This window comes from Methanobacterium spitsbergense (genome assembly GCF_019931065.1).
GTDB classification, from domain to species: domain Archaea; phylum Methanobacteriota; class Methanobacteria; order Methanobacteriales; family Methanobacteriaceae; genus Methanobacterium_B; species Methanobacterium_B spitsbergense.
In genome coordinates this window covers 442004-463617 of sequence record NZ_JAIOUQ010000003.1, presented here as the reverse complement: position 1 = coordinate 463617, position 21614 = coordinate 442004, and the positions used below count along the sequence as shown (strand labels likewise).

The 21614-nt window shown below is 32.3% G+C and carries 22 protein-coding genes, 1 tRNA gene and 1 pseudogene; 10 read left to right on the top strand and 14 right to left on the bottom strand.

Annotated features, from left to right (window positions below):
* The first annotated feature begins 4 nt into the window (after window positions 1-4).
* The 3 genes from K8N75_RS03575 (at window position 5) to K8N75_RS03565 (ending at window position 1376) form a co-directional block, all read left to right on the top strand.
* Window positions 5-451 carry a hypothetical protein gene (locus K8N75_RS03575; protein ID WP_223790744.1) on the top strand — a complete coding sequence of 149 codons (447 nt, stop codon included), beginning with the start codon at window positions 5-7 and terminating at the stop codon, window positions 449-451.
* Window positions 452-543: 92 nt separating this feature from the next.
* Window positions 544-1152, top strand: a complete 609-nt coding sequence (locus K8N75_RS03570) for a phosphatase PAP2 family protein (protein ID WP_223790743.1) — start codon at window positions 544-546, stop codon at window positions 1150-1152.
* Between the two features lie 152 nt (window positions 1153-1304).
* Window positions 1305-1376: transfer RNA gene (locus K8N75_RS03565), tRNA-Arg, on the top strand.
* Window positions 1377-1438: 62 nt separating this feature from the next.
* Here K8N75_RS03565 and tfrA read toward each other — a convergent pair.
* Entirely contained in the window at window positions 1439-3115 is a 1677-nt protein-coding gene (tfrA, locus tag K8N75_RS03560) for a fumarate reductase (CoM/CoB) subunit TfrA (RefSeq protein ID WP_223790742.1), read from the bottom strand.
* Window positions 3116-3220: 105 nt separating this feature from the next.
* Here tfrA and sepS point away from each other — a divergent pair, with 105 nt between their 5' ends.
* From sepS to ribB, 3 genes are all read left to right on the top strand, one after another.
* Window positions 3221-4867 carry an O-phosphoserine--tRNA ligase gene (sepS, locus tag K8N75_RS03555; RefSeq protein WP_223790741.1) on the top strand — a complete coding sequence of 549 codons (1647 nt, stop codon included), beginning with the start codon at window positions 3221-3223 and terminating at the stop codon, window positions 4865-4867.
* Window positions 4868-5051: 184 nt separating this feature from the next.
* Window positions 5052-5429, top strand: coding sequence for a CTP-dependent riboflavin kinase (locus tag K8N75_RS03550; protein WP_223790740.1), 378 nt, complete (start codon window positions 5052-5054; stop codon window positions 5427-5429).
* Window positions 5430-5518: 89 nt separating this feature from the next.
* A complete protein-coding gene (gene ribB, locus K8N75_RS03545; RefSeq protein WP_223790739.1) occupies window positions 5519-6199 on the top strand; it encodes a 3,4-dihydroxy-2-butanone-4-phosphate synthase in 681 nt (226 codons plus the stop codon).
* A gap of 44 nt (window positions 6200-6243) precedes the next feature.
* Here ribB and K8N75_RS03540 read toward each other — a convergent pair whose 3' ends face one another.
* The 5 genes from K8N75_RS03540 to K8N75_RS03520 form a co-directional block, all read right to left on the bottom strand.
* The gene (locus K8N75_RS03540; RefSeq protein ID WP_223790738.1) at window positions 6244-7749 is read right to left on the bottom strand and encodes an AAA family ATPase; all 1506 of its coding nucleotides are present in this window, start codon (window positions 7747-7749) and stop codon (window positions 6244-6246) included.
* Window positions 7750-7807: 58 nt separating this feature from the next.
* Window positions 7808-8161, bottom strand: coding sequence for an MFS transporter (locus K8N75_RS03535; RefSeq protein ID WP_223790737.1), 354 nt, complete (start codon window positions 8159-8161; stop codon window positions 7808-7810).
* A gap of 18 nt (window positions 8162-8179) precedes the next feature.
* Window positions 8180-8419, bottom strand: a complete 240-nt coding sequence (locus K8N75_RS03530; protein ID WP_338038026.1) for an MFS transporter — start codon at window positions 8417-8419, stop codon at window positions 8180-8182.
* 139 nt (window positions 8420-8558) lie between these two features.
* A complete protein-coding gene (gatA, locus tag K8N75_RS03525) occupies window positions 8559-9935 on the bottom strand; it encodes an Asp-tRNA(Asn)/Glu-tRNA(Gln) amidotransferase subunit GatA (protein WP_223790736.1) in 1377 nt (458 codons plus the stop codon).
* A 139-nt stretch (window positions 9936-10074) separates the two neighbouring features.
* A complete protein-coding gene (locus tag K8N75_RS03520; RefSeq protein WP_223790735.1) occupies window positions 10075-10842 on the bottom strand; it encodes a heparan-alpha-glucosaminide N-acetyltransferase in 768 nt (255 codons plus the stop codon).
* 193 nt (window positions 10843-11035) lie between these two features.
* Between K8N75_RS03520 and ala the strand changes: the two genes are divergently transcribed.
* From ala to K8N75_RS03500, 4 genes are all read left to right on the top strand, one after another.
* The gene (ala, locus tag K8N75_RS03515) at window positions 11036-12028 is read left to right on the top strand and encodes an alanine dehydrogenase (protein ID WP_223790734.1); all 993 of its coding nucleotides are present in this window, start codon (window positions 11036-11038) and stop codon (window positions 12026-12028) included.
* A gap of 52 nt (window positions 12029-12080) precedes the next feature.
* Window positions 12081-12242: a hypothetical protein gene (locus K8N75_RS03510; protein WP_223790733.1), complete on the top strand. Its 162-nt coding sequence runs from the start codon at window positions 12081-12083 to the stop codon at window positions 12240-12242.
* Between the two features lie 97 nt (window positions 12243-12339).
* A complete protein-coding gene (locus K8N75_RS03505) occupies window positions 12340-12969 on the top strand; it encodes a LysE family transporter (RefSeq protein ID WP_223790732.1) in 630 nt (209 codons plus the stop codon).
* 120 nt (window positions 12970-13089) lie between these two features.
* Complete coding sequence (locus K8N75_RS03500) at window positions 13090-13878, top strand: HAD family hydrolase (protein WP_223790731.1); 789 nt, start codon at window positions 13090-13092, stop codon at window positions 13876-13878.
* A 144-nt stretch (window positions 13879-14022) separates the two neighbouring features.
* On the opposite strand, the gene K8N75_RS03495 is transcribed toward K8N75_RS03500, so the two are convergent.
* From K8N75_RS03495 to K8N75_RS03460, 8 genes and pseudogenes are all read right to left on the bottom strand, one after another.
* Window positions 14023-14637: a TMEM175 family protein gene (locus K8N75_RS03495; protein ID WP_223790730.1), complete on the bottom strand. Its 615-nt coding sequence runs from the start codon at window positions 14635-14637 to the stop codon at window positions 14023-14025.
* A 60-nt stretch (window positions 14638-14697) separates the two neighbouring features.
* The gene (locus K8N75_RS03490; RefSeq protein ID WP_223790729.1) at window positions 14698-15237 is read right to left on the bottom strand and encodes a DUF6790 family protein; all 540 of its coding nucleotides are present in this window, start codon (window positions 15235-15237) and stop codon (window positions 14698-14700) included.
* A 279-nt stretch (window positions 15238-15516) separates the two neighbouring features.
* The gene (locus K8N75_RS03485) at window positions 15517-16632 is read right to left on the bottom strand and encodes a DUF362 domain-containing protein (protein ID WP_223790728.1); all 1116 of its coding nucleotides are present in this window, start codon (window positions 16630-16632) and stop codon (window positions 15517-15519) included.
* A 61-nt stretch (window positions 16633-16693) separates the two neighbouring features.
* A complete protein-coding gene (locus K8N75_RS03480) occupies window positions 16694-17449 on the bottom strand; it encodes a sugar phosphate isomerase/epimerase family protein (RefSeq protein WP_223790727.1) in 756 nt (251 codons plus the stop codon).
* Between the two features lie 106 nt (window positions 17450-17555).
* Window positions 17556-17790, bottom strand: a pseudogene (albA, locus tag K8N75_RS03475) (DNA-binding protein Alba).
* A gap of 491 nt (window positions 17791-18281) precedes the next feature.
* Entirely contained in the window at window positions 18282-19031 is a 750-nt protein-coding gene (locus tag K8N75_RS03470; RefSeq protein WP_223790726.1) for an ATP-binding response regulator, read from the bottom strand.
* A 50-nt stretch (window positions 19032-19081) separates the two neighbouring features.
* Window positions 19082-20599, bottom strand: coding sequence for a 2-isopropylmalate synthase (locus K8N75_RS03465; RefSeq protein WP_223790725.1), 1518 nt, complete (start codon window positions 20597-20599; stop codon window positions 19082-19084).
* A gap of 124 nt (window positions 20600-20723) precedes the next feature.
* Window positions 20724-21527, bottom strand: coding sequence for a DUF63 family protein (locus K8N75_RS03460; protein WP_223790724.1), 804 nt, complete (start codon window positions 21525-21527; stop codon window positions 20724-20726).
* Window positions 21528-21614: the final 87 nt, after the last annotated feature.

Sequence of the window (21614 nt, the reverse complement as noted above, 5' to 3'; positions counted from 1 at the left end):
AAAAATGATAAATGATGACAATAAAGGATTATTTTTCAGTTTAGATATGGTATTAGCCTTAATACCCATTTTTATACTTATTTTAAATGTTACAAATGCCAATATCTGTTATACTCATTTTTACTTAACAAAACACTATTTTATGGAGGCTCAGGATACATCTGAACTAATGACTCAGTGCACAGTCTTTGATGATCAGACAGTTTTAGAAGGCATATCTAAAGCACTTTCAGAAAGTAAAGACCCAATACAAGGAATAGAATCTGCTAAGAAAATTGCTGATCCTTTTCTCAAAAAAACCCTTGGGAACCGGAATTATCTTTTCGTTGAGATGAATTATCTTAAAGGGATGGAAATCACTTCTAGGGGAAATTTTGAAGATGCCGAAAATGTTGGTGTAGCTGTAAAATCTAATGGAAATTATATTTTCAAGTTATATGTATGGGAATGAATTAATTTGAGTATTAGCCGCTATATATTTATTATGTCTTCTCAAATTAACTATAGAATTTAGTTTTTTTGAAAATAAAAAATGGAGTTTGAATGATGGAGAATCAACAAGATCAAAAATTTGAACAACGATTTGCAAAGTTTATTTCAACTATAACACAACCTCCACTTGTATCCATACCCACATTCGCCATTATAAACTATTTTCTTTTAGGTTTTAACAATTCGATATTTGTTACTTTAATATGTTTCATATTCGGCGCTTTTTTACCTGTTCTAACTTCTCTAACTCTCATTAGAAAAATGAAAATTGATTTAGATATTACAGACAGAAGTAAAAGAACTTTACCACTTATTTTAGCAGTTTGTTCATATATAATAGGATTTTTTGTGCTCTATGCGCTTAGCGCTCCCGCACTAACATCAGCACTCATGTTTGTTTATTTCTCAAATACAGTGATAATTCTTTTAATTAACTTTTCGTGGAAGATTAGCATACATGCTATGGGTGTAGCTGGCCCTACAGCAGCTTTAATTTATTTATTTGGAATCCCTGGAGTTATTTTTGGCCTTATTATTCCGTTGGTTATGTGGAGTAGGGTAAAGCTCAGTAAACATACACCTTATCAAGTTCTGGCAGGCGCTGTTCTTGGTCTGATATTTACTGGTGTTCAGTTGTATTATATTGTTCCATTGGTTTAGAAATGTATTTTTTATATTAAATTGATGCAATTTTATATTCTAAATAAATATTATTTAAGGTTAAAATTTAAATAGAAAAAGAGTTAATTGATATATGTTGCTTTGATTCTTGTTTTTATCTAACTATAGGAATTGAAAAAATCAAGAAATAGGCCCTGGTAGTGTAGCGGATATCACGTAGGATTGCGGATCCTATTACCCGGGTTCGAGTCCCGGTCAGGGCATGATTTATTTTTTTTTTAGTTGAATAACCACATTATTTTATCTATTCTGTTTAAAAAATGGTTTAAGAAAATTTACAACTAGATTTTAAACCTCTTTTTAAATAACTAAAATCTGTATTTTTATTCATTACTATGCTTCTTTTCCATCTTTCATCTGTTTCAGGATAATCTTCTCTGTAATGAGATCCTCTGCTTTCACGTCTCAAAAGTGCAGATTGTGTTACAAGTGATGCAACAGTCAACATATTCTTTATTTCTAATGCATCCAATAGATTTTTATTAAAACCTCTTCCTTCAGGCACATTCATATTTAATGTTTTAATTTGAAGTTCTTCAATTTTCTTCATTGCTGATTTGAGACCGTTTTCATTTCTTATTATGGCCACATTTTCCCACATTGTTTCCATGAGAGATGTTTTAATTTCGTGAGGATATATTTCACCCTCTTTAAAGATATTTGAAATTCTATCTTCTTCTTGATTCACTTGTAATTCATTAAAAATAAATTCTGATGAAAGAGCATTTTTTGCAGCTGATTCTCCAGCTCTTTTACCAAATACTTGTGTATCTGCTAATGCATTTCCTCCAAGTCTGTTAGCACCGTGTACTCCTCCTGTAACTTCGCCTGCAGCATAAAGATTTTTCACCGTTGTTTCACAGTTTGGTTTGATTCTTGCACCTCCCATAACATGGTGTGCAGTTGGTGCTACTTCCATTGCCTGTTTTCTAATATCAATACCAATATCCATGAACTGAAACAGCATTGTTTCTAATTTTTCTTCAATAATTTCATTTGGGAGATGTGTGACATCCAAATAGATACCCCCATTATCTGTTCCTCTTCCTTCTCTGATCTCGTTGTATATTGCACGGGCAACAACATCACGTGTAGCAAGTTCACCCCTTTCATCATAATTTTTCATGAAACGTTCCATTTTTACATTGAAAAGTTTTCCACCTTCACCACGTACTGCTTCTGTTATGAGAACACCTCTTCTAGATGCAGGATACAACATTCCTGTTGGATGGAATTGGATTTGTTCCATGTCAAGTACATCAGCTCCAACATTGTATGCTAAGCTGTAACCATCCCCTGTTTTTTGAATTGCATTTGATGTAACAGGATATAGCCATCCAGCACCCCCACTTGCAATTACAGTGGATTTAGATTTAAAAATAATTATTTTTGAATTTCTAAGGGATACTCCAACAGCCCCAATTACTTTCTTACTGTTCTCATCCGTTAAAAGAGATGTTATCATCAATTCGTCAAAAGTATCTATTTTTTGCCTAGTTACTTCTTCTTTAAGAGCCATCATCATTTCATGGCCGGTTCTATCCCCTTGGAAGCAAGTTCTTCTAAAACTTTGACCACCAAAGGCTCTTTGATTCAATTTTCCAGATTCTTGTCTATCAAAGATTGCACCAAAGTTTTCAAGTTCCATTAATCTGTCTTTGGCTTCATTAACAAGTATCTCAACCAGTTCTATATCATTTAAATATGCCCCACCTTTCATTGTATCTTGAAAATGAGAATCTACACTGTCCTCTGAATCAACATATCCAAAAGCAGCATTATATCCTCCTTCAGCAAGTGTTGTACATCCTGATTTAAATGATAAGCCTTTTGAAACTATTATAACGTCTAAATTATACTTTCGTGATTCTATTGCAGCCCTGCATCCTGCACCGCCTGATCCTATAACCAGAACATCACATTCGTGTATCTCTTTTTCCATAATAAGGAATTATACATATTAATATTTATTTTTTGTCGGTTGCTGTTTACTAAAGATAATATAAAATAAATATAAAAAGGATCAACACAAAATTCAATTATATTAATGATCATTTATCGCACAATTAATTATCTTAATCATCATGGGGGCTTTGTCCTGAAAAGAAAAGAAATAATAAAACTTGCAAGAAAAGATTTTGAAAAAGCATGGGTTGAAACAGCCCAAACCTTGAAAAAACCCCATCACGATAATGAATATCCAAGAATACACCTTGAAACGGGTAAATCCCATATGCTCTACAACACCATTTGGGAACTTAGACAGACTTATTTAAACTTGGGGTTCAATGAAACAGTAAATCCAGTTTTTGTTGATGAAGAGGATATATACAAACAATTTGGGCCTGAGGCACCTGCAGTTCTAGATCGATGTTTCTACCTTGCAGGACTTCCAAGACCAGATATTGGTATTGGAATGGATAAAATTGAGGTAATTGAAGAGGTGGGTGTTCAACTTAACGAAGAAAAAATTCAGTCTTTAAAAGATATTTTTAGAAGTTATAAAAAGGGAGATGAAAGTGGAGATGATCTAGTTCATGATGTTTCGAACGCACTCGAGGTTGAAGATGCTCTAGGACTCAGAATACTTGAAAATGTTTTCCCCGAGCTTCGCGAACTTAAACCCATTCCAAGTAGAACCACATTAAGATCCCACATGACATCAGGATGGTTTCTAACTCTTCAATCATTGCATAATAAGGACAAACTTCCAATCAAACTCTTTTCAATAGACAGATGTTTCAGAAGGGAACAGAGAGAAGATTTAAGCCACCTTATGACTTATCACTCAGCTTCATGTGTATGGGCAGATAATGATGTAAATGTTGACATGGGAATGGCTGTTTCAGAGAGCGTGCTTGAACATTTTGGTTTTAAAAAGTTCAAATACATGCCAGATGAGAAAAAATCTAAATACTATATTCCCGGTACACAGACTGAAGTTTATGGTTACCACCCCAAACTTAAAGAGTGGGTTGAAGTTGCAACCTTTGGAATTTATTCCCCTATTGCTCTGTCACACTATGGTATAGATAAAGAAGTAATGAATTTAGGAGTAGGAGCCGAAAGAATAGCCATGATACTTCACAATCAAACAGATGTTCGTGAAATGGTTTATCCCCAAACATATGGAAAATGGTTTTTGTCAGACAGGACCCTTGCAACAATGTTATGCATTAACTACTACCCATTCAGCGCTGAAGGAAGAAATTTAATGGACAAATTGTTGTCCACAGCAAGAAATAATGGAAATACCCCTTCACCATGCCAGTTTACTGCATTTGAAGGAGAATTCTTGGGAAAAAATATAAAAGTTACAATATTAGAACCAGAAGATGGTACTAAACTCCTTGGACCTGCAGCTTGGAACAATATTTACATATATGATGGTAACATTGTAGGAGTACCTGAAACAGATATAAACGATGAAATCTCTTTAAAAGCTGTTGAAAATGGAATTTCAACTGGTATTAGTTATATGGATGGTGTATCTGCATATGCAGCATACAAAATAGAAGAAATGATTGTTAGCGGAGCTCAAGAACTGAGTATTAGAACAACATTATCAAAATCAATATCTGATGTTAATTTAAAGCTAGATAAAGTAGCATTAAACTACATAACCGGTAACAATAAGGTTATCGATATCAGGGGCCCTGTGTTCTGCACTATAAACTGTGAAGTATTGGAATAAATCAATCCCAAAAATTATTTAATTAATTCTTCATTAAGTTAACTTATTGCAAAAAGGTTATTTTGTAAGAATACAATATAGAAGGTTATATTCTACTTCAGAGATATTAATAATAAACCTCATTATAGCCTTTATCAAAGGCAATTAAGTTTAAAATGATCAATAAATAATTAAATGTGATCCAATGGAAATAAAAGGAATTATAACCTCAGGAATGGGAAAAGGCACTTACTTTATGTCTCAAAATTTTTATATTGATCAGTTCTTTGAAAAACTTCATTTCAAACCATTTGTTGGAACTTTGAACATAAAGATTGGAACAGAAGAAATTGCCTATATAATGGACATACCCAATGAAAAATTTGGCATAGTACATGGAGAAGGTAAATTTGGAGATGTTAAGTATATTAAAGCAGTTTTAAATGGTAAGATAAATGGAGCCATTTTATTTCCAGCAAAAACGAAGCATACAGAGGATGTTATAGAATTTATTTCAAATAAAAATCTCAGAAAATATTTAAACCTTAAAGATGGAAACCAAGTATCTGTTAAAATTGATTGAAAGATATCTATTCCTAAAAATGAAATTTGTTCAACAAAATTTGAACCATGCATTAAAAATATATGAAAATAATTTAAGAGTGATTATCTATGATAAACGAAGCATTGGAAGCATTAAATAATGGAGAAATTGTATTAGTATTTGACAGTGATAACAGGGAACGTGAAACTGATATGATAGTTGCAGCAGAGTTCATGACCCCACAATACATGACCCAAATAAGAAATGATGCAGGTGGGCTTTTCTGCGTGCCCCTTTCCTCTGAAAATTCAGATGCATTAGGAGTGCCCTTCATGACAGATATAATGGAAATTGCAAGTTCAGAATATCCTGTGCTAGGGGAACTTAACCCAAATGACATTCCATACGACGAAAAATCAGCATTCTCAATTACAGTAAATCATAGGAAGACTTTCACAGGCATAACCGACAATGATCGTGCATGTACAATTAAAGAACTTGCATTACTATGCAAAAATGGAAAACAGAATGAATTTGGGAAATATTTCAGGGCCCCTGGACATGTAACTCTTCTTAGAGCAGCTAAAGGTCATGTTATTAACAGGAAAGGACATACTGAGATGAGTATTGCTCTGATGGAAATGGCAGGACTTACAGAAGTAGCAGTATGCTGTGAAATGATGGATGATAAAACTGGCGGTTCATTACCAACAGAAGAAGCAAAAAAGTATGCTGAAGAACATGGGTTGGTCTTTATGAGTGGTGCAGATCTCATAAAAGCATACAATGACTTTAAAAAGAGCGGATAAACCCCATTTTTATTTTTGTAAATTAGTATTATGGATATGATTTATCAACTTGAAAATCTGTTTAAAATCTCTTTATATTTCATATACTCTTTAAATTTAGGTTTTGCTGCTAATTCTAAAATTTTATTAACATCTAAATATTTTTCTACTGTTTTCATTGCATTTAAACAAAAATCTTCAAGTTTTATTTCAACCTCGGGCATATTTCCCCTTTCAGTGATTTTGACCTTTGGCACTAGTGTCAGGAAGTCAATTCCTGTCTTACTTTTTATGAATTTAAAAGTAGATTCAGCAATTTTTTCATCATAGACCTTATTGAGAATAACACCTGCCGTGTTTATGCCCAATTTATCCATTCTATCCACATGTGCAGCAATATCTACTGCCGCTGTTTCTATACCTCCCTTGTTACATGGAGAAACCATTAAAACCGGAATATTTGAAGCCATTGCAATTTCGGCAGATGAAAATGGGATTTTTTCATTTAAAATTCCTGTAAAAACACTCATAACCCCTTCAATAATAATTATATCATAATTATGGCCCTTAATATCTTCCAAAACATCAAATAAATCTTTCCATCCTAGAGATCCTATTTTAATTGATGAAAATCTTTCCATCTTCTCTTTATTCAAGTATAACGAAGGAACGATATCCCTGATATCTGGACCAACTTTAAGAACACCTACTTTGTAACCTCTTTTTTTTAGAATACCTGTCAAACCCGTTGTAATGAATGTTTTTCCAGAATCAGAACCTGTGCTGGCTATCATTATGATCCGAGGGTATAAATCGTTATATGAATCATTTGAAATATTTTCTTTAACTTTAACTCCGGTTTCAATTCCCACTTCCCTTTTAATCTGATTCAAGAGTTTTTGATTGTTGTTTTTGATTGATAAAATATTATCTTCTTTACAATCTAAAAATTTAAGGATATTTTCTACTAATGATGTATTCTCATCAAGGGCCCCGTGAACCATAACTCCCACAACATTACCGTCATCATTTCTAACTCCTGAAAGTAGTTCACGAGGATCATTTGTGTAGTCTGTTCTTTTAACATTTGAAGTTAGTACTGGTTTAGCATTTCCAGTTATATTACCATAGGTGTGGCAATGAAACCCAGTTATTTTATTTCCAACCAGATCTTCTGTTAAAAATGAATTATCAATAATTTCGGCTTCAACTCGGTCTGTGCCTATCATTGGACTGAATGAAACGTCTAAAATACCAAGACCCTTTTTTTCAATTGCACATGGAGATTTTCTTCCAATGTCTGTTTGGTTTGCAAGAAGTTGGAATCCTGAGCACATTCCAAAAATGAATTTACCTTCCCTTTCTATTTTCCTGATCTCGATCATTAAAGTTTTTTTTACACTTTCTGATTCAATTATACTTCCACCAGGGATTATTAAACCATCTAACTCTTTATGTGCCTTTTTCCCATTAACCATCCCATTATTTTTTAAAATGTGTGTTGGTAAATTTCCAAAGGTTTCAAACATTGGCAATGAACCCTTTACATAGAGAAGACCTATTTTTTTCATCTTTTGCTATTTTTATGAAACATAATCTTAAATGTTTTCATTAAAAATTAGAATAAAATCAATTTTGTTTTTCCAAGTTTTCTAGATCAATTGCCTTTATTTCGGGGAAAGTCCATATAAATATGGCAACACTTAAAGCGAAAATAGATCCTAGAAAGATTCCGCTACCCGATCCATATTGAACTGCAATTAATGTTATTAAAATAGGTGTTAAAAATTGGGTGCCTTTGGCTAAATTGAAACCCGCCCCCATATCCGTGCTTCTTATTTCTGTAGGGAATAATTCAGAAACTATAGGACCGTATCCTCCATAAATACCTGTTCCTATACCTATAATAAACACAAACACAAATATTAACGGAGGATAATTTGCAATATTATCCCAAAATACTGTAATCATTATTAACCCCATAGCCATAGCCATTGCAAATTATGAAAATGCTGGTCTTCGACCAAATCTATCTGCAACATAACCAAAAGATATTAGGCCAATAATTCCTCCTATCTGGTTTACAATTATCCATAATGCAGATTTTGTTACTGAAAGATTTCTGCCTTGTAGATATGTAGGTAACCATGAATATGTAAACCAATATGCAGAAATACCTAATATAGCAAGTATTAATGCCATTAAAAATATTTTACGATAAGGTTTTAAAAATAATGTAATAAATTCGTTTCTTTTTATGTTTAAAGATTCTTTATTCTCTTAAGATAGCATAGATATTTTTACCTTAAATGCTTTGTCTTATACAGCAAAATAATAATCAATGAAAAAATTTAAAAAAAGAATTTAGATGGAAGAAAATTTAATCCATAACATCTAAGGCAGCCATCATTCCAATTATCTTTGCATCATCAAGTGGTTTGGATTGGATCTGAAGACCTACTGGTATACCGCGAACATCACCTGCCGGAGTACTTGCAGCCGGTATTCCTGCGAGGTTAGCTATTACCGTCAGAACATCATATGAATACATATCCAGAGGGTCCAATGTGGTACCAATTTTATGAGGTAATTTTGGAACAGTTGGACCAACCATTACATCCACATCATTGATGAGCTTGTTAACCTCTCTTTTAATTAACGATCTAGCTTGTAGTGCTTTTTTATAATATTTACCGCTGAACTCTTTTTGACTGATATAAGAACCCATATGAATCCTTCTCAAAACTTCTTCGCCACATACATCTTCGATTCTGTTACCATATTTCCTTCCATCGTACTTCCTAGTTGCAGAGAAAAACTCGACATAGTTTATGAGGTAGTAGGTAGGTAAGCATAAATCAATATAATCGAAGCTTAATTCAACTACTTCTGCCCCCATCTCTTTCATTTTATCAATGGATTCTTCAATTATATTGACTATCTTATCATCGGACACATCAAAGAATTGTTTTACTACACCTACCCTCATCCCTTTAATGGAATCTTCACAGTTTTTTACAGAATTTGTGAAGTTTGGAATTTTAAAGTCCAATGATGTGCACTCTGTTTTGTCGTAACCTGCAATAACTTCCAGCATCAGAGCAGCTCCCCCAGGATCTCTTGCAAAAGGTCCTATCTGATCGAAACTCATAGCAAGATCCATAAGTCCCTGCCTAGAAACCATCCCATATGTGGGTTTAAATCCTATTAATCCACAATGAGATGCAGGATTTCTAATTGAACCACCAGTATCAGATCCAATAGCCAAGTCGCACATGTCTGCTGCTACTGCTACTGCACTGCCACCACTTGAACCTCCAGGAATCCTGCCAAGTGCAACGGGATTCTCAGTATGGCCAAAATATGATGTTTCAGTGGAACTTCCTGCAGCAAATTCATCCATATTGGTCATTCCAATAATAATTCCGTCTTCTTCCTTTATTCTTTGTATTACTGTTGCATCATAGCTTCCAAGATAATTTTCCAGGGTCCTTGAAGCGGCCGTTATGTGAAAATCTTCAACGTTGATGTTGCTTTTAATTCCAACAACCAATCCTGCAAGTTTTCCAACTGTTTCACCGTTATTGATTCTTGAATCAATATTTGATGCACAATCAATTGCTGAATTCTTATTTATTTCTAAAAAGGCATTATAACGACCATTGTTCGCGTCGATATTGTTACAAAATTGTTCAAGGTTTTCTAATGCCGTGATTTCATGATTTTTAATTAATTCTGACTTATCCAATAGTTTCATAGTCACACCTGTAATTAATATGGGAGAATATAAATATTACTGCTTTTTGTAAAGTGATTCTTAATTTGTTCTTGTTTTTAATCTACTTTAATATTATAATTTTTGATCAGTTAATAAGACAATAAAATCTTAGTTAACATTAAAATATGTAATTGATATTAACTACTCCTAAAAGATATAAAAGAATTATTAGTATTGGTTGATGTATCAAATAGATGGTAAGTGAATTTCTACCCAAAAATGAAAAACCCCTAATGATATAATTACTGGAAAGATCAGGAAGATTAAATTGCCTCTGATAATTTTTGTATAGTATTCCTCCAAAAAATAATCCTAACAAAACAACTCCAAACCAGGGGATTAATGGGAAGTAATCTACAGTTTGAAGATTGTTGGGTATGAAACCTAACCACATAAACCAAGTGAAATCAAAAATGAAATTTCCAAGATAAATTCCAAGTAAAATAATGGATATTCCTAAGATCAAATTAAGATATTTTCGTTTTATAAATGGATAAGCCAAAATAATAGATATTCCAATAAAATGGAGCACCCCAAATATTATAAACTCTTGGGGTATAAAAATCCATGTTGCAAATGTTATTAGAAGGCCTAATGAAAATATTTTAAGACCTCTTTTAAGATATTTTTTGAGTATTCCTCCTTCGAGGTATTCACCAGTTATCATTGATCTTGAATTGCTTAGAGTTAATGAAACACCCATTAAAAATATAAATGTGAATGCAGTTGCACGTGCAAAATACCATAAAAATCCAGAATTAACTTCAAAAGAGTATACACCAAAAAATGTGATATCAAAAAGGAAATGATATGTTATCATTGTGATTATTGCCAAACCACGGAGTGAATCCACTTCCCAAAACCTTTTTTTCACGTCGATTTCCATATTGTAACCTATTTAAGTTTTATAATATTCTAAACTTTTTTTCACCATAACAAATTAAACTATCATTATTTTTAATTAAGTCAATTCTATTATTGATTATTAAACGTCAATTTAAATAAAATATTAATCGAAATTTAATTCCCAAATTGGATATAAAACATATATCATATTAAAATTCATGAAAGGTGCTACAATGTATGAAACACTTCTATTGAAACAGAGTGAAATAAAACAACTAATAGAAATGAATGAAGTTATTGAATCTGTTGAAACAGCATATAGTATGCATGCAAATCGAAGAGTTCAGATGCCTGCCAAGAAATACCTGTTTTTTAAAAAATACAATGGCGATCTGCGTATTATGCCTTGTTTCGTTAAGGATATGGATCAGGCAGGAGTTAAATGTGTTAATGTTCACCCTAGTAATCCGCTTGATCATGATTTACCAACTGTTATGGGCGTAATAGAGCTTTTCGATCCAAAAACTGGCTTTCCTATATCAGTTATGGATGGTACTTGGATCACTAATATGAGAACTGGTGCTGCAGCTGGTGTTGGTACTAAATATCTGGCAAGGTCAGATTCAACCTCATTGGGAATTATAGGGGCAGGTAAACAAGCTTTTACCCAACTAATGGCCCTTAAAGAAGTTATGAATATTGAAAATGCCAAAGTTTTCTGTAGGACATGTAAATCCCGGGAAAATTTCGCTAAATTGGCCAATGAAAGATTTGGTATTAATGTAAAGGCAGTTGAAACTGCAGAAATAGCTGTTAAAGATGTCGATGTAATTGTAACTGTAACACCAGCCAATAAACCTATTTTAAAGGCAGAATGGATAAGCGAAGGAACTCATATAAATGCAATGGGTGCAGACGCTCCGGGAAAACAAGAACTTGAATCTGCATTACTTAAAAAATCTAAGGTATTTATAGATTGTTGGGAACAAGCCAGACATAGTGGTGAAATTAATGTACCAGTTGCAGAAGGTATTCTCACAAGAGATGATATTTCAGCAAAAATTGGAGATGTAATAATTGGTAAGAATCCTGGTAGAGTTTCGGATGAAGATATAACCATATTTGACTCAACGGGACTAGCTGTTCAGGATGTTATTACAGCATGGAAAGTCTATGAAAAAGCCCTTGAAAGAGGTATAGGTAGTAATATCAATTTCCTTGACTGATAATCAGACATAAGTATATAAAGTATAAAATTAATTATAATTTGGTGGTTTAATGTACGAACAGAAGATACATAGAACGGAAGTTCTTAACAAAATGGGCCATGTGTTTGAACGTTATAGATTCCTAATAAGATCCAAGTCTTTCAATAAAGAACAAATGGAAACCATTGATTATCATCTGTCTGAGATCATGAAGGTTTTAAACGATTGTTAACTCCTTCTTATCTTAATTTATTATTCTTAGAATTCTGAAATAAAATCTTATTTATTTTATTTAAGTTCAAATTCTATTTTGTACCGGTGTTGATAATTTGATTGAAATATTACTGTTTATAATTACTTCATTTGCAGTTGGTCTATCCGGTGCCTTGGTGCCGGGGCCAATGTTAACTGTTACTATTTCAGATTCGCTAAAAAGGGGATTTATTGCTGGGCCTTTGATTGTTATCGGACATTATATTGCAGAACTAGCCTTAATATTGCTTATATTTGCGGGACTTGGATGGTTCATTGGGTCAAGTACTGCTGTATTCTTTATTGGTACTTTAGGCGGTATTATGATGTTGTTAATGGGTTTTAGAATAACGAGATCATCCAATTCACTTAGCGAATTAAAAGAAAATAATGGAATTACGAAGGATTATGGTCCTATTTTAAGTGGTTTTTTTACAAGTGTTTCAAATCCCTTCTTTTTCATATGGTGGGCCACCATTGGATGGGCATTTATTTTTAAAGGACTGGAACTTGCAGGAATATTAGGTGTTTTAGGATTTCTTGTAGGACACTGGGCTTCGGATTTAAGCTGGTTCAGTGGAGTATCATTTTTCACTAGCAGAGGATCGCAGATTATGACTGAAAAACATTACAAATTCATAATGAATATTAGTGGAATTTTTTTAATGATATTAGGCATTTATTTCTTGTTGAATGCCCAAAATTAATTTAATTTAGTATTAGTAAGATTTTAGTTATCAAATTATATTAATAATCAAATTTAAATTTAGATCAATTACCTAATAGTTTTATGTAATATGAAACAATAAACTTTTGAGATGGTAAAAATGAAAGCAGTTGTCTTCGATAACTCAGGTACACTTATAAAGCGTTACAAGGCCATTAAAGATCTTAAAACTGGAGCCATATGTGATAATGTTGCTTCTATTGATGTTGTAGATCGTGATGAAAATCGTGCCTTGGTTGTTCTTCAAACAGACCCTTCAAAATGTATCAATAAAGCAAATCCCCATCAAACCATCAGACATTTCCTGAAAAAAAACGATGTAGACTTTGATATTAGCTATTCTAAAGTTGATATTAGTAAAGATGAACTTTTAGAAGCAATTAAAGATGATAAATCTTGTATAAGTGATGTTCAAGACACTTATTGTTCCGTAGTAGAAAAAAAATATAATGTTCATATATGCAGTGGATCAGGTTTCATAGTAAATATGAAAACTGGTAAAATTGAATTTACCATAACAGCCGGGGGACGAATTTTTAAAGAAGTTCCATTTGTTATTAATGAACTTAAAAATAGAGGAATAGACATTTTTGTAGCTTCAGGAGATAGAAAAACTTCTCTTGAACAACTTGCAAAGTTCATTAATGTACCTCAAGAAAATGTATTTGATACAGCAAATTCAAGAAGAAAGAAAGAAATTATAAAAGATTTGAAGAGCAAATATAAAGTCATGATGGTAGGTAATAGCTCTAATGACATATTAGCACTTGAAGAAGCAGATGTGGGAGTTTTAACACTTCAACAAAATGAAATAACTCCGGAAAAAGTCTATAATGCTGCAGATTATGTTATTAAAAATATCCGAGAACTAATTAATATTGATTTTTAGTTATTTATGAGATCATATAATTATTTTAATCTTATATATATAAATTAATTCTACAGTAGAAATTATTTGCTTAATATTATCAATTCGTAAATTAAAATATACCTATCTTATTCTACTGTAGAAAAATATTCACCAACTAGCCAACTAAATCCTTTTAATATTCATCTTCAAGATAAAAATCAGAAAATATGAATAAGGACTCCAAGAAGGTTTTACAAATGTAACGCCAATTGCAACTAGTGCAACTATAGGTAGAATATAATTTATCCTATTAATTAACTTCAATTGTTTCTTATCCACAGTTTCATAAAAATAATTCTTTTTACTAACATATGTCCAGATCAAAATATAGAATACTCCAATAATAAGCATGTTTAAATTAAAGAAAAACATGGGAATGGAATGGCTACCATAATTACTAACAAAATTTGTTGAAAATGGAACTAAAGCAATAAACATCAACCAAAGAACAGTTATCCAAATAAGATTACTATCTGCCTCTTTAATAAAGAAAAACTGTTGATGATTTGCCCTCCAGAAACTTGAAAGTAATAAAAAACTAAAAGCATATATCCAAAGCTGCTGACTCAAATTTACAATATACTGCCAGAGCACTGGATCAGTGACAGACCCCACTATATTGGGTACATCAATATTTAAAACGAGTAAAGTCAGTGCAATAGCAAAAACGCCATCAACAAGTGTTTCAATGCGTTTAGTACTCATCCAAACGCTTTTTTTGTTATTAAAATTGGCCATCCCTACAAACTCCTTAATCCGTTATTATGAAGGTTAATCAAATTAAAAATTTAATAAACCCTATTCCTTTTTAAGGGAATTTTCAAGGCTTTTAATTGAATTTTTAATGGCCTCTTTCTCCATTGCCTTATAAACAATTAAAAGTATTATAATGATAATAGGACCAATTATATCCATATACAATACTGAACCTGCATTTCCCGGTGCATAATTTGCAAATTGAAACATATTCATAATATGAACATACGAATCTCCCAATAAAAATATAGAACTTGAAATAACTGTTGCAGTCCAAAAATTACCCCTAAACCAGTAACATAGAACACCAAGTACCCCAATTGCTAAATTTGCAAATGCTACTTCTTGCTGGAATGGATTACCTGAAGCCCATCCAATACTGGCAGCGACTTGTGCAGAAAGGAAATAATGCCCAATAAAAGCCCATATACTACCAATACCCACTGACAGAACTAAAAATGTTAATAGAAAAATTTCAACAATTCTCTTTTTACCTAATGGTTTATTTTTAAATTTTGAAATAAAAATATACAAAATTGCCACGAATATTGTTAGGAAAAAGAAAACATAAGCAAAATCCATAAAATCATCCTCCTACTATTAACTAATTATAAAATATTTATAACTCGATTAGCTTCATTTATAGCACCATTATCTAACACATAATGTTCTTTATTATTTATTATTTGTGATTGAAGTTAAATCGAAAAACTTAATAATTAAAGTAGGATTGAAGGTTTTCAGTCCATATATTCAATGACATCCAAATTTATAAAGAAATTTGTTTATAAATTAAGGGATATTCAATAAATTAGTTAAAAAAATTAAGAAGTCTCAAATAATACTTTAATAATTAATAGTTTATTTTTTTGAGCTAATATCAATTAATTGATATTCAGGGTTTCCAAGACCTATTTTATGTCCATAATTAATCTGCACATGGCCATCCACCATATCCCAAACCCCATTAAACTTATCTTCTCCCTCAAGATAATGATGATGGAGCATTGAATTTTTGAAACCTATCTGCTGATTTACTAGATCATAACTAGCAGCATCTAGCGCTACAGGATCATCTGATACTAATATCCCTATATCTGGAACTATTGGACTATCACTCCAAGGAAGACAATCACAATCCGGAGTTATATTCATCAAAAAATTCATATATCCTAATTTACCTTTCTTACTTTTAACTACACCTAATGCATATTCAGTCATTTTTTCTATGAATTCGTTCATGTTTTCATAATTTAGTTTAATTATAGATTCAGAACATGCAGATATACAGTTATTACATCCTATACATCGATCATAATCCATTATAGCCCCTTGATCATTTAAATACAATGCATCTACAGGACAGGATTTATGACATATACCGCAAGAAGTACAGCCGTCCATTATAATGGGTTTTACACATTCATGTTGTTCCAATTTGCCTTCTGCTGATGCACATCCCATTGCAAGATTTTTTATAGTCCCGCCAAAACCTGCCATTTCATGCCCTTTGAAATGTGACATAACTATCATACAATCGGCATTTTCTATGTCTCCTGCAATTTTAACCTGTTCAAAATGTTTCTGTTCTATTTTTATATTGTGTGAGTAATTACCCAAAAGACCATCTGCAATAATTAAAGGTGCTCCAGAAACTGCATAATCAAAACCATGAAGAATAGCCGTCTTTATATGATCTAAAGAGTTGTGCCTACTTCCAAAGTAAAGGGTGTTAGTATCGGTTATGAATGGTTTTGCACCAGCTTCATATATTTTGTCAACTACTTGTCGAACTAATACTGGGCTAATATATGAATCATTACCTTCTTCTCCAAAATGTAGTTTTACAGCCACCAATTCATCCTTATTCATTAATCCTCTGAAGTTAGCTGCTTCAAAAAGTATTTTTATTTTGTTAATCTTATTATCGACGTCTGTTCTAGATCTAAAATCAGTAAAATAAACTTTACTTACCATAAATTACCCTCCTTCTCTAACAATAAGTTAAATAATTGAATAATAACATAACACGCTTGATTTATCCGATATTTGAGGATATTAATAAATCTCTGCTTTTAAGAATATTTGGATAACTATTTAATTCAATAATACCTTTATCTACACCATTAAGCAGTTTAAGATCAAAATTTCCCTCACCTAATGGTAGATGTTGGTCTTTTTCCCCATTATTATCATTCAAGTGATAGTATGCAATTTTTTTCATTTTAAAAAATGATTCAACATCATTAGTAGTATTTGCATGGCCCGTATCTATGGTGGCATATGAACCACATTCCTTAATAAAAAATTGGTGTTCTTCAGCATTGTTACAGAAATAAGCATATTTATTGGGCATGTTTTCAATAGAGAATTTAATACCTCTTCCCATTGCATAATCATTTGCTTTAATTAGGGTTTCAATTGAATGTTGCATTCCATATTTTCTTACCCTTTCTTCAAACCTATGGATTAGGCCAGGATGAGTTGTAATTGCCTTTGCATTAATTTTTATTCCAAAATCAACTGTTTCTTTAAGTTGTTTAAGGGTTTCTTCCCTAATTCCCGGATTTAAACTTGCAGGATTTAGATCTATGGTTGGTGAATGTATGTACACATCGATATCATACGAATTAAAAACATCTAAATCAACTTTTTCAAGGGATAATAAATTTCTAGGCCAGTAAGGACCCTCGCATAATATTTCTATAAGCTGAAATCCATCTTTTGAAGCCGTTTCTAAGAATTGCTCAAATGAACTCATGAAAAGTGCGAGTGTTGAAAATCCAATTTTCATATTAATGCCTTTGATTTTACTAATTAATATTTTTATTAAGATATACAGGTTAAATTGTATTAAAAAAAAATCTAGAATTTTTAAATTAGGTTAATTTCATAAGGAGTTAAACTTGTCTAGAAAGCAATATTTCAATTGAAGAAACATTTGAAGATGATCCTTCATTGTTTAAAATTTCCTCGGTTGAAATATTTATATTTCCTACTTCAACCTGTTAAGAATCTGTTTTTCACTATTTCCGCAACATCAACTGCCCTACTAATAGCCATGCCTCTTGCTTTTAAAGTTACTTCTGAAAATCCCCCATTCATTTGAGTTACAACAGCTAAAACGTAGTTCATTACCGGTTTGTTTCCAATGTATACAATATTTTCCACTACATTCGTATTAAACCCTCCATAAAATACCCTGCTTTTTAAATATATTTAATAATATATAAATTTTATGTTCTTGGAGAGCTTCTTTTTGTATTTACAAATAGATTCAATAATATAACCCATCTTGCAACCATTTAAAGAGTTATATCTATCTGATAAAGATCATTAAAATAATTAATATAAATACTGAAGGTTTAGTTGTTTCACCACTTCAAACCGTATTTTTATCAGGATATGACGTTAATATTACTCTAATAGAAAATTTGATCCCATAGTATATACTGCCTCAATATCGCTAATTCACCCTTAAATTAATATCCATAATAACAGATCTGGTTCGTGTCATCTTCACAGTAGCAAATATGACTGGAAACTTTTATCCCAATTTTTCTTGGTTTCCTGATCCATAATAATACTCTCATCCTCACTATGGACTATTGACATTTTCCCTATTATTACGCCATGATACGATTAAATACAAGAATATAACCGTTAATATCCGTATTATCACCTTTAATTACTTTAAAATTACATTTAACTAGAATACTTTGTCCTTTTTTTGATCTTAATAATGTATCATCTGCTGAAATCTCGTTTTTCAGTCTTAGATCTTTAAATGTTTTTATAATATGATTTAAAGGAGTAAATACGTCTCTTAAATCTTTTCCCATAGCTTCTTCAATTTTCCAACCAGTTATCCCCTCAGCAACTGTATTCATTAGTTTTATTTTACCATCTACATTAGTTGCAATCACACCTTCATTGATGTTTTTTAGCATCGCTGCCAATAGGATATCATGATCTTTCTCCATTTTATGTCTGTAAAGAGTAATTTCAATAGCTGTGTGAAGTTCGCTCTCCTCAAAAGGCTTTTTCAATAATCCTGTAGATTCTTTAATAATATATCCTGAAGGTTCTGTAATTTTGGCACGCTGTACAGTATATTCATCCGAATATGCAGTTAAGTAGATAACTGGGATATCATAACGCAATTTAATCTGCCCAGCTGCCTCTATTCCATCCATTTTACCCTTTAATTTTATATCCATAAGAACTAAATCTGGTTTAACCTCTCCTGCTAGTTCTATGGCCTTTTTTCCAGAAGAAACCAATGCAGGAACCTGATAGCCTGCACTTTCTAGGCCACTTTTTATATCCTCTGCAGTGATTCTTTCATCTTCAACTACCAGAATCTTTGATCCCATCCACTTTATCCCCCAAAGAAAGTTTTCAGTTATTTAATGATTTAATTTATTTAACGTTCAATAAGTATCTTGTTAATTGAATCTAAAACCGCTTCAACACTTGCCAGTACAACATCATCAGTAGTGGATCTTCCTGTTGCCCTGTTTCCATTATTATCACCCATTATAACGAAAACCTCTGCAAGAGCGTTTGTACCTCCAGTAATTGCTTCAATATTATATTCTTTAAGTTCAATATCGGCAGTTTCCCCTACTAAACTTTGTATTGCATTTATAGCCGCATCAACTGGCCCTACACCCGTTTTTGCAGCAGTTTTTATTGTCCCATCAATGTTAAGCTTGACAGTAGCAGTTGGCATTACATTGTCACCAGTCATTACTGAAAATCCTTCAAGCTTCACTATTTCCTTTTGAGCTCTACCAAGAACAGTTTCTGACATTGCCTTTAAATCTGCATCTGTTACACATTTCCCCTTATCACCAAGCTTTTTTATTTGATCGAATACCTTACAAAATTGATCTTTATTAAGTTCAATCCCATATTCCTCAAGTTTTGCTTTTATTGCATTAGCACCAGTGTGTTTACCTAAAACAATTCGACGAGTATGTCCAACCATTTCAGGCGTGATTGGTTCGTATGTTTCTGCTTTTTGGAGTACTCCATGTACATGAATCCCTGCTTCGTGAGCAAATGCATTTTCGCCAACTATGGCTTTGTTTGGAGGCATTTTAATACCAGTAATTCTAGAAACAAATTCAGATGTATCTACTAAAAGTTTTGTATTAATATTAGTTTTAATGTTATATTGGGATGTTAATGCCATAACAACTTCTTCAAGGGAAGCATTGCCTGCTCTTTCACCTAGACCATTAATAGTAACATGAACTTGGCTAGCTCCAGCTTCAACAGCACTCAAAGAATTGGCTACAGCCATTCCAAAGTCATCATGACAGTGCACACTGATGGGAACTTTAATAGTTTTTTTAATTTCCGAAATAATCCATCTCATAGAAGCAGGAACCATTACACCTACGGTATCCGGCACATTAATGTAGTCCACCCCTGCTTCTTCAACAGCATTATATATCTCTTTAAGATAGCTAAATTCTGTCCTTGTTGCATCTTCTGCAGAAAACTCTGCAGTTATTCCATGATCCTTTATATATTCTATAGATTCAACTGATTTATTGAGAATTTCCTCTTGGCTCATTTTAAGTTTGTATTCTCTATGAAGAGGAGAAGTTCCTATGAATGTATGTATATAATCAACGCCAGTGTCTATTGCAGCGTCAAGATCAGAACGCAATACCCTTGCCAAACCACATATTTGGGAGTTAAGTCCCAGTTTTAAAATTTCACGTGCTGCTCTCATTTCACCAGGCGAAGATGCAGGAAACCCTACTTCCATGGTATCAACACCTAGTTTATCTAATTTTTTTGCAATTCTTATCTTTTCATCGACTGTTATTGCTACTCCCGGAGTTTGTTCACCATCTCTTAGAGTGGTATCTAAAATTCTAACTGTCTTCGGGAGTTTCATAGTCTTTTTCACTGTTTCTACATACATTGAAAGACCTCATTTAGTTTGACAATATTAATTATATATATTATTTATGCGTTTAAAAAAATTTGTTATACTAATTATTTTATGAATAACAAATTATGTAAACTCCATTCAATTACTAATTTCCTCAAGTACCCATGATAAGACTTAGGAAATTTCTTAGACCCGGAGCAAGGCCTAAAATGAATATAGCTAGTTTCAGCATATTAGCAATTGTTCTATCTTCAATATAGCTATCTATAATATACAATGCACCTAATATTACTGCTATTTTGAGTGGGAACATGACAATTGCAGATCCAACTAATCCTGTGAGCGCACTTGGAAGAACATGTTGTTCACTGTAGCCATAGAAATCAACTGCAATGTAAGTGGAAGATGCATCGAAAAGATGCGCCATTAGAACACTTAAATTAAATTTATTCTTCAATAAAGACCATTTATTTTTTAAAAGCACAAATATCGAAGATATCAGGGCCCAAACTCCCACTACTTGTAAAGTTGCGATAATATTAATCGGACCCATAAATAATATATTTGGTATGCAAATAACAGCCCCTACTGTTAATATAATGTATCTATAATCAAAATTAGTTTTTCTCTCAATATAAACTGAAGCTAATACAGTAAAAATCGCCATGAGTCCTGTAAAAATGTATAACCCGGGTGTTACAAGAATATAAGTAAGTGGATAAATATTATTATCAACCAATGCTCTAGCACTTGATCCAAAAAATATGAATGGAATCAGTGGAATCATAAGGTCGGCTGGATCTTTTTTAATATATTTAAACATTTTAATAATTAGTAGAATAGAAATACCGAGAATTATACCAAATACTACAGTGTTGAGTATAGTGTATCCTGGGTGAAGGTAAACAAAGTTTTGTCGAATGTATTCAAGTATTCCCTGAAAGAAATCGAATATCATAATTTTAATATGGAACTAAACGATTTAAAATTATGGTTCTTTATTCTAAAAAAAATTTGATAATTCCATTAAGTTATGGCTTTTCTG

Bases quoted from the DNA above. Each gene is read 5' to 3' on its own strand.
- tfrA (WP_223790742.1), bottom strand. From the start codon at position 3,115: ATGGAAAAAGAGATACACGAATGTGATGTTCTGGTTATAGGATCAGGC.
- K8N75_RS03495 (WP_223790730.1), bottom strand. From the start codon at position 14,637: ATGGCCAATTTTAATAACAAAAAAAGCGTTTGGATGAGTACTAAACGC.
- K8N75_RS03490 (WP_223790729.1), bottom strand. From the start codon at position 15,237: ATGGATTTTGCTTATGTTTTCTTTTTCCTAACAATATTCGTGGCAATT.
- K8N75_RS03535 (WP_223790737.1), bottom strand. From the start codon at position 8,161: ATGGGGTTAATAATGATTACAGTATTTTGGGATAATATTGCAAATTAT.
- ala (WP_223790734.1), top strand. From the start codon at position 11,036: ATGTATGAAACACTTCTATTGAAACAGAGTGAAATAAAACAACTAATA.
- K8N75_RS03510 (WP_223790733.1), top strand. From the start codon at position 12,081: ATGTACGAACAGAAGATACATAGAACGGAAGTTCTTAACAAAATGGGC.
- K8N75_RS03485 (WP_223790728.1), bottom strand. From the start codon at position 16,632: ATGGTAAGTAAAGTTTATTTTACTGATTTTAGATCTAGAACAGACGTC.
- K8N75_RS03550 (WP_223790740.1), top strand. From the start codon at position 5,052: ATGGAAATAAAAGGAATTATAACCTCAGGAATGGGAAAAGGCACTTAC.
- K8N75_RS03500 (WP_223790731.1), top strand. From the start codon at position 13,090: ATGAAAGCAGTTGTCTTCGATAACTCAGGTACACTTATAAAGCGTTAC.
- gatA (WP_223790736.1), bottom strand. From the start codon at position 9,935: ATGAAACTATTGGATAAGTCAGAATTAATTAAAAATCATGAAATCACG.
- K8N75_RS03480 (WP_223790727.1), bottom strand. From the start codon at position 17,449: ATGAAAATTGGATTTTCAACACTCGCACTTTTCATGAGTTCATTTGAG.
- ribB (WP_223790739.1), top strand. From the start codon at position 5,519: ATGATAAACGAAGCATTGGAAGCATTAAATAATGGAGAAATTGTATTA.
- K8N75_RS03470 (WP_223790726.1), bottom strand. From the start codon at position 19,031: ATGGGATCAAAGATTCTGGTAGTTGAAGATGAAAGAATCACTGCAGAG.
- K8N75_RS03465 (WP_223790725.1), bottom strand. From the start codon at position 20,599: ATGTATGTAGAAACAGTGAAAAAGACTATGAAACTCCCGAAGACAGTT.
- sepS (WP_223790741.1), top strand. From the start codon at position 3,221: ATGATCATTTATCGCACAATTAATTATCTTAATCATCATGGGGGCTTT.
- K8N75_RS03575 (WP_223790744.1), top strand. From the start codon at position 5: ATGATAAATGATGACAATAAAGGATTATTTTTCAGTTTAGATATGGTA.
- K8N75_RS03460 (WP_223790724.1), bottom strand. From the start codon at position 21,527: ATGATATTCGATTTCTTTCAGGGAATACTTGAATACATTCGACAAAAC.
- K8N75_RS03570 (WP_223790743.1), top strand. From the start codon at position 544: ATGATGGAGAATCAACAAGATCAAAAATTTGAACAACGATTTGCAAAG.
- K8N75_RS03540 (WP_223790738.1), bottom strand. From the start codon at position 7,749: ATGAAAAAAATAGGTCTTCTCTATGTAAAGGGTTCATTGCCAATGTTT.
- K8N75_RS03520 (WP_223790735.1), bottom strand. From the start codon at position 10,842: ATGGAAATCGACGTGAAAAAAAGGTTTTGGGAAGTGGATTCACTCCGT.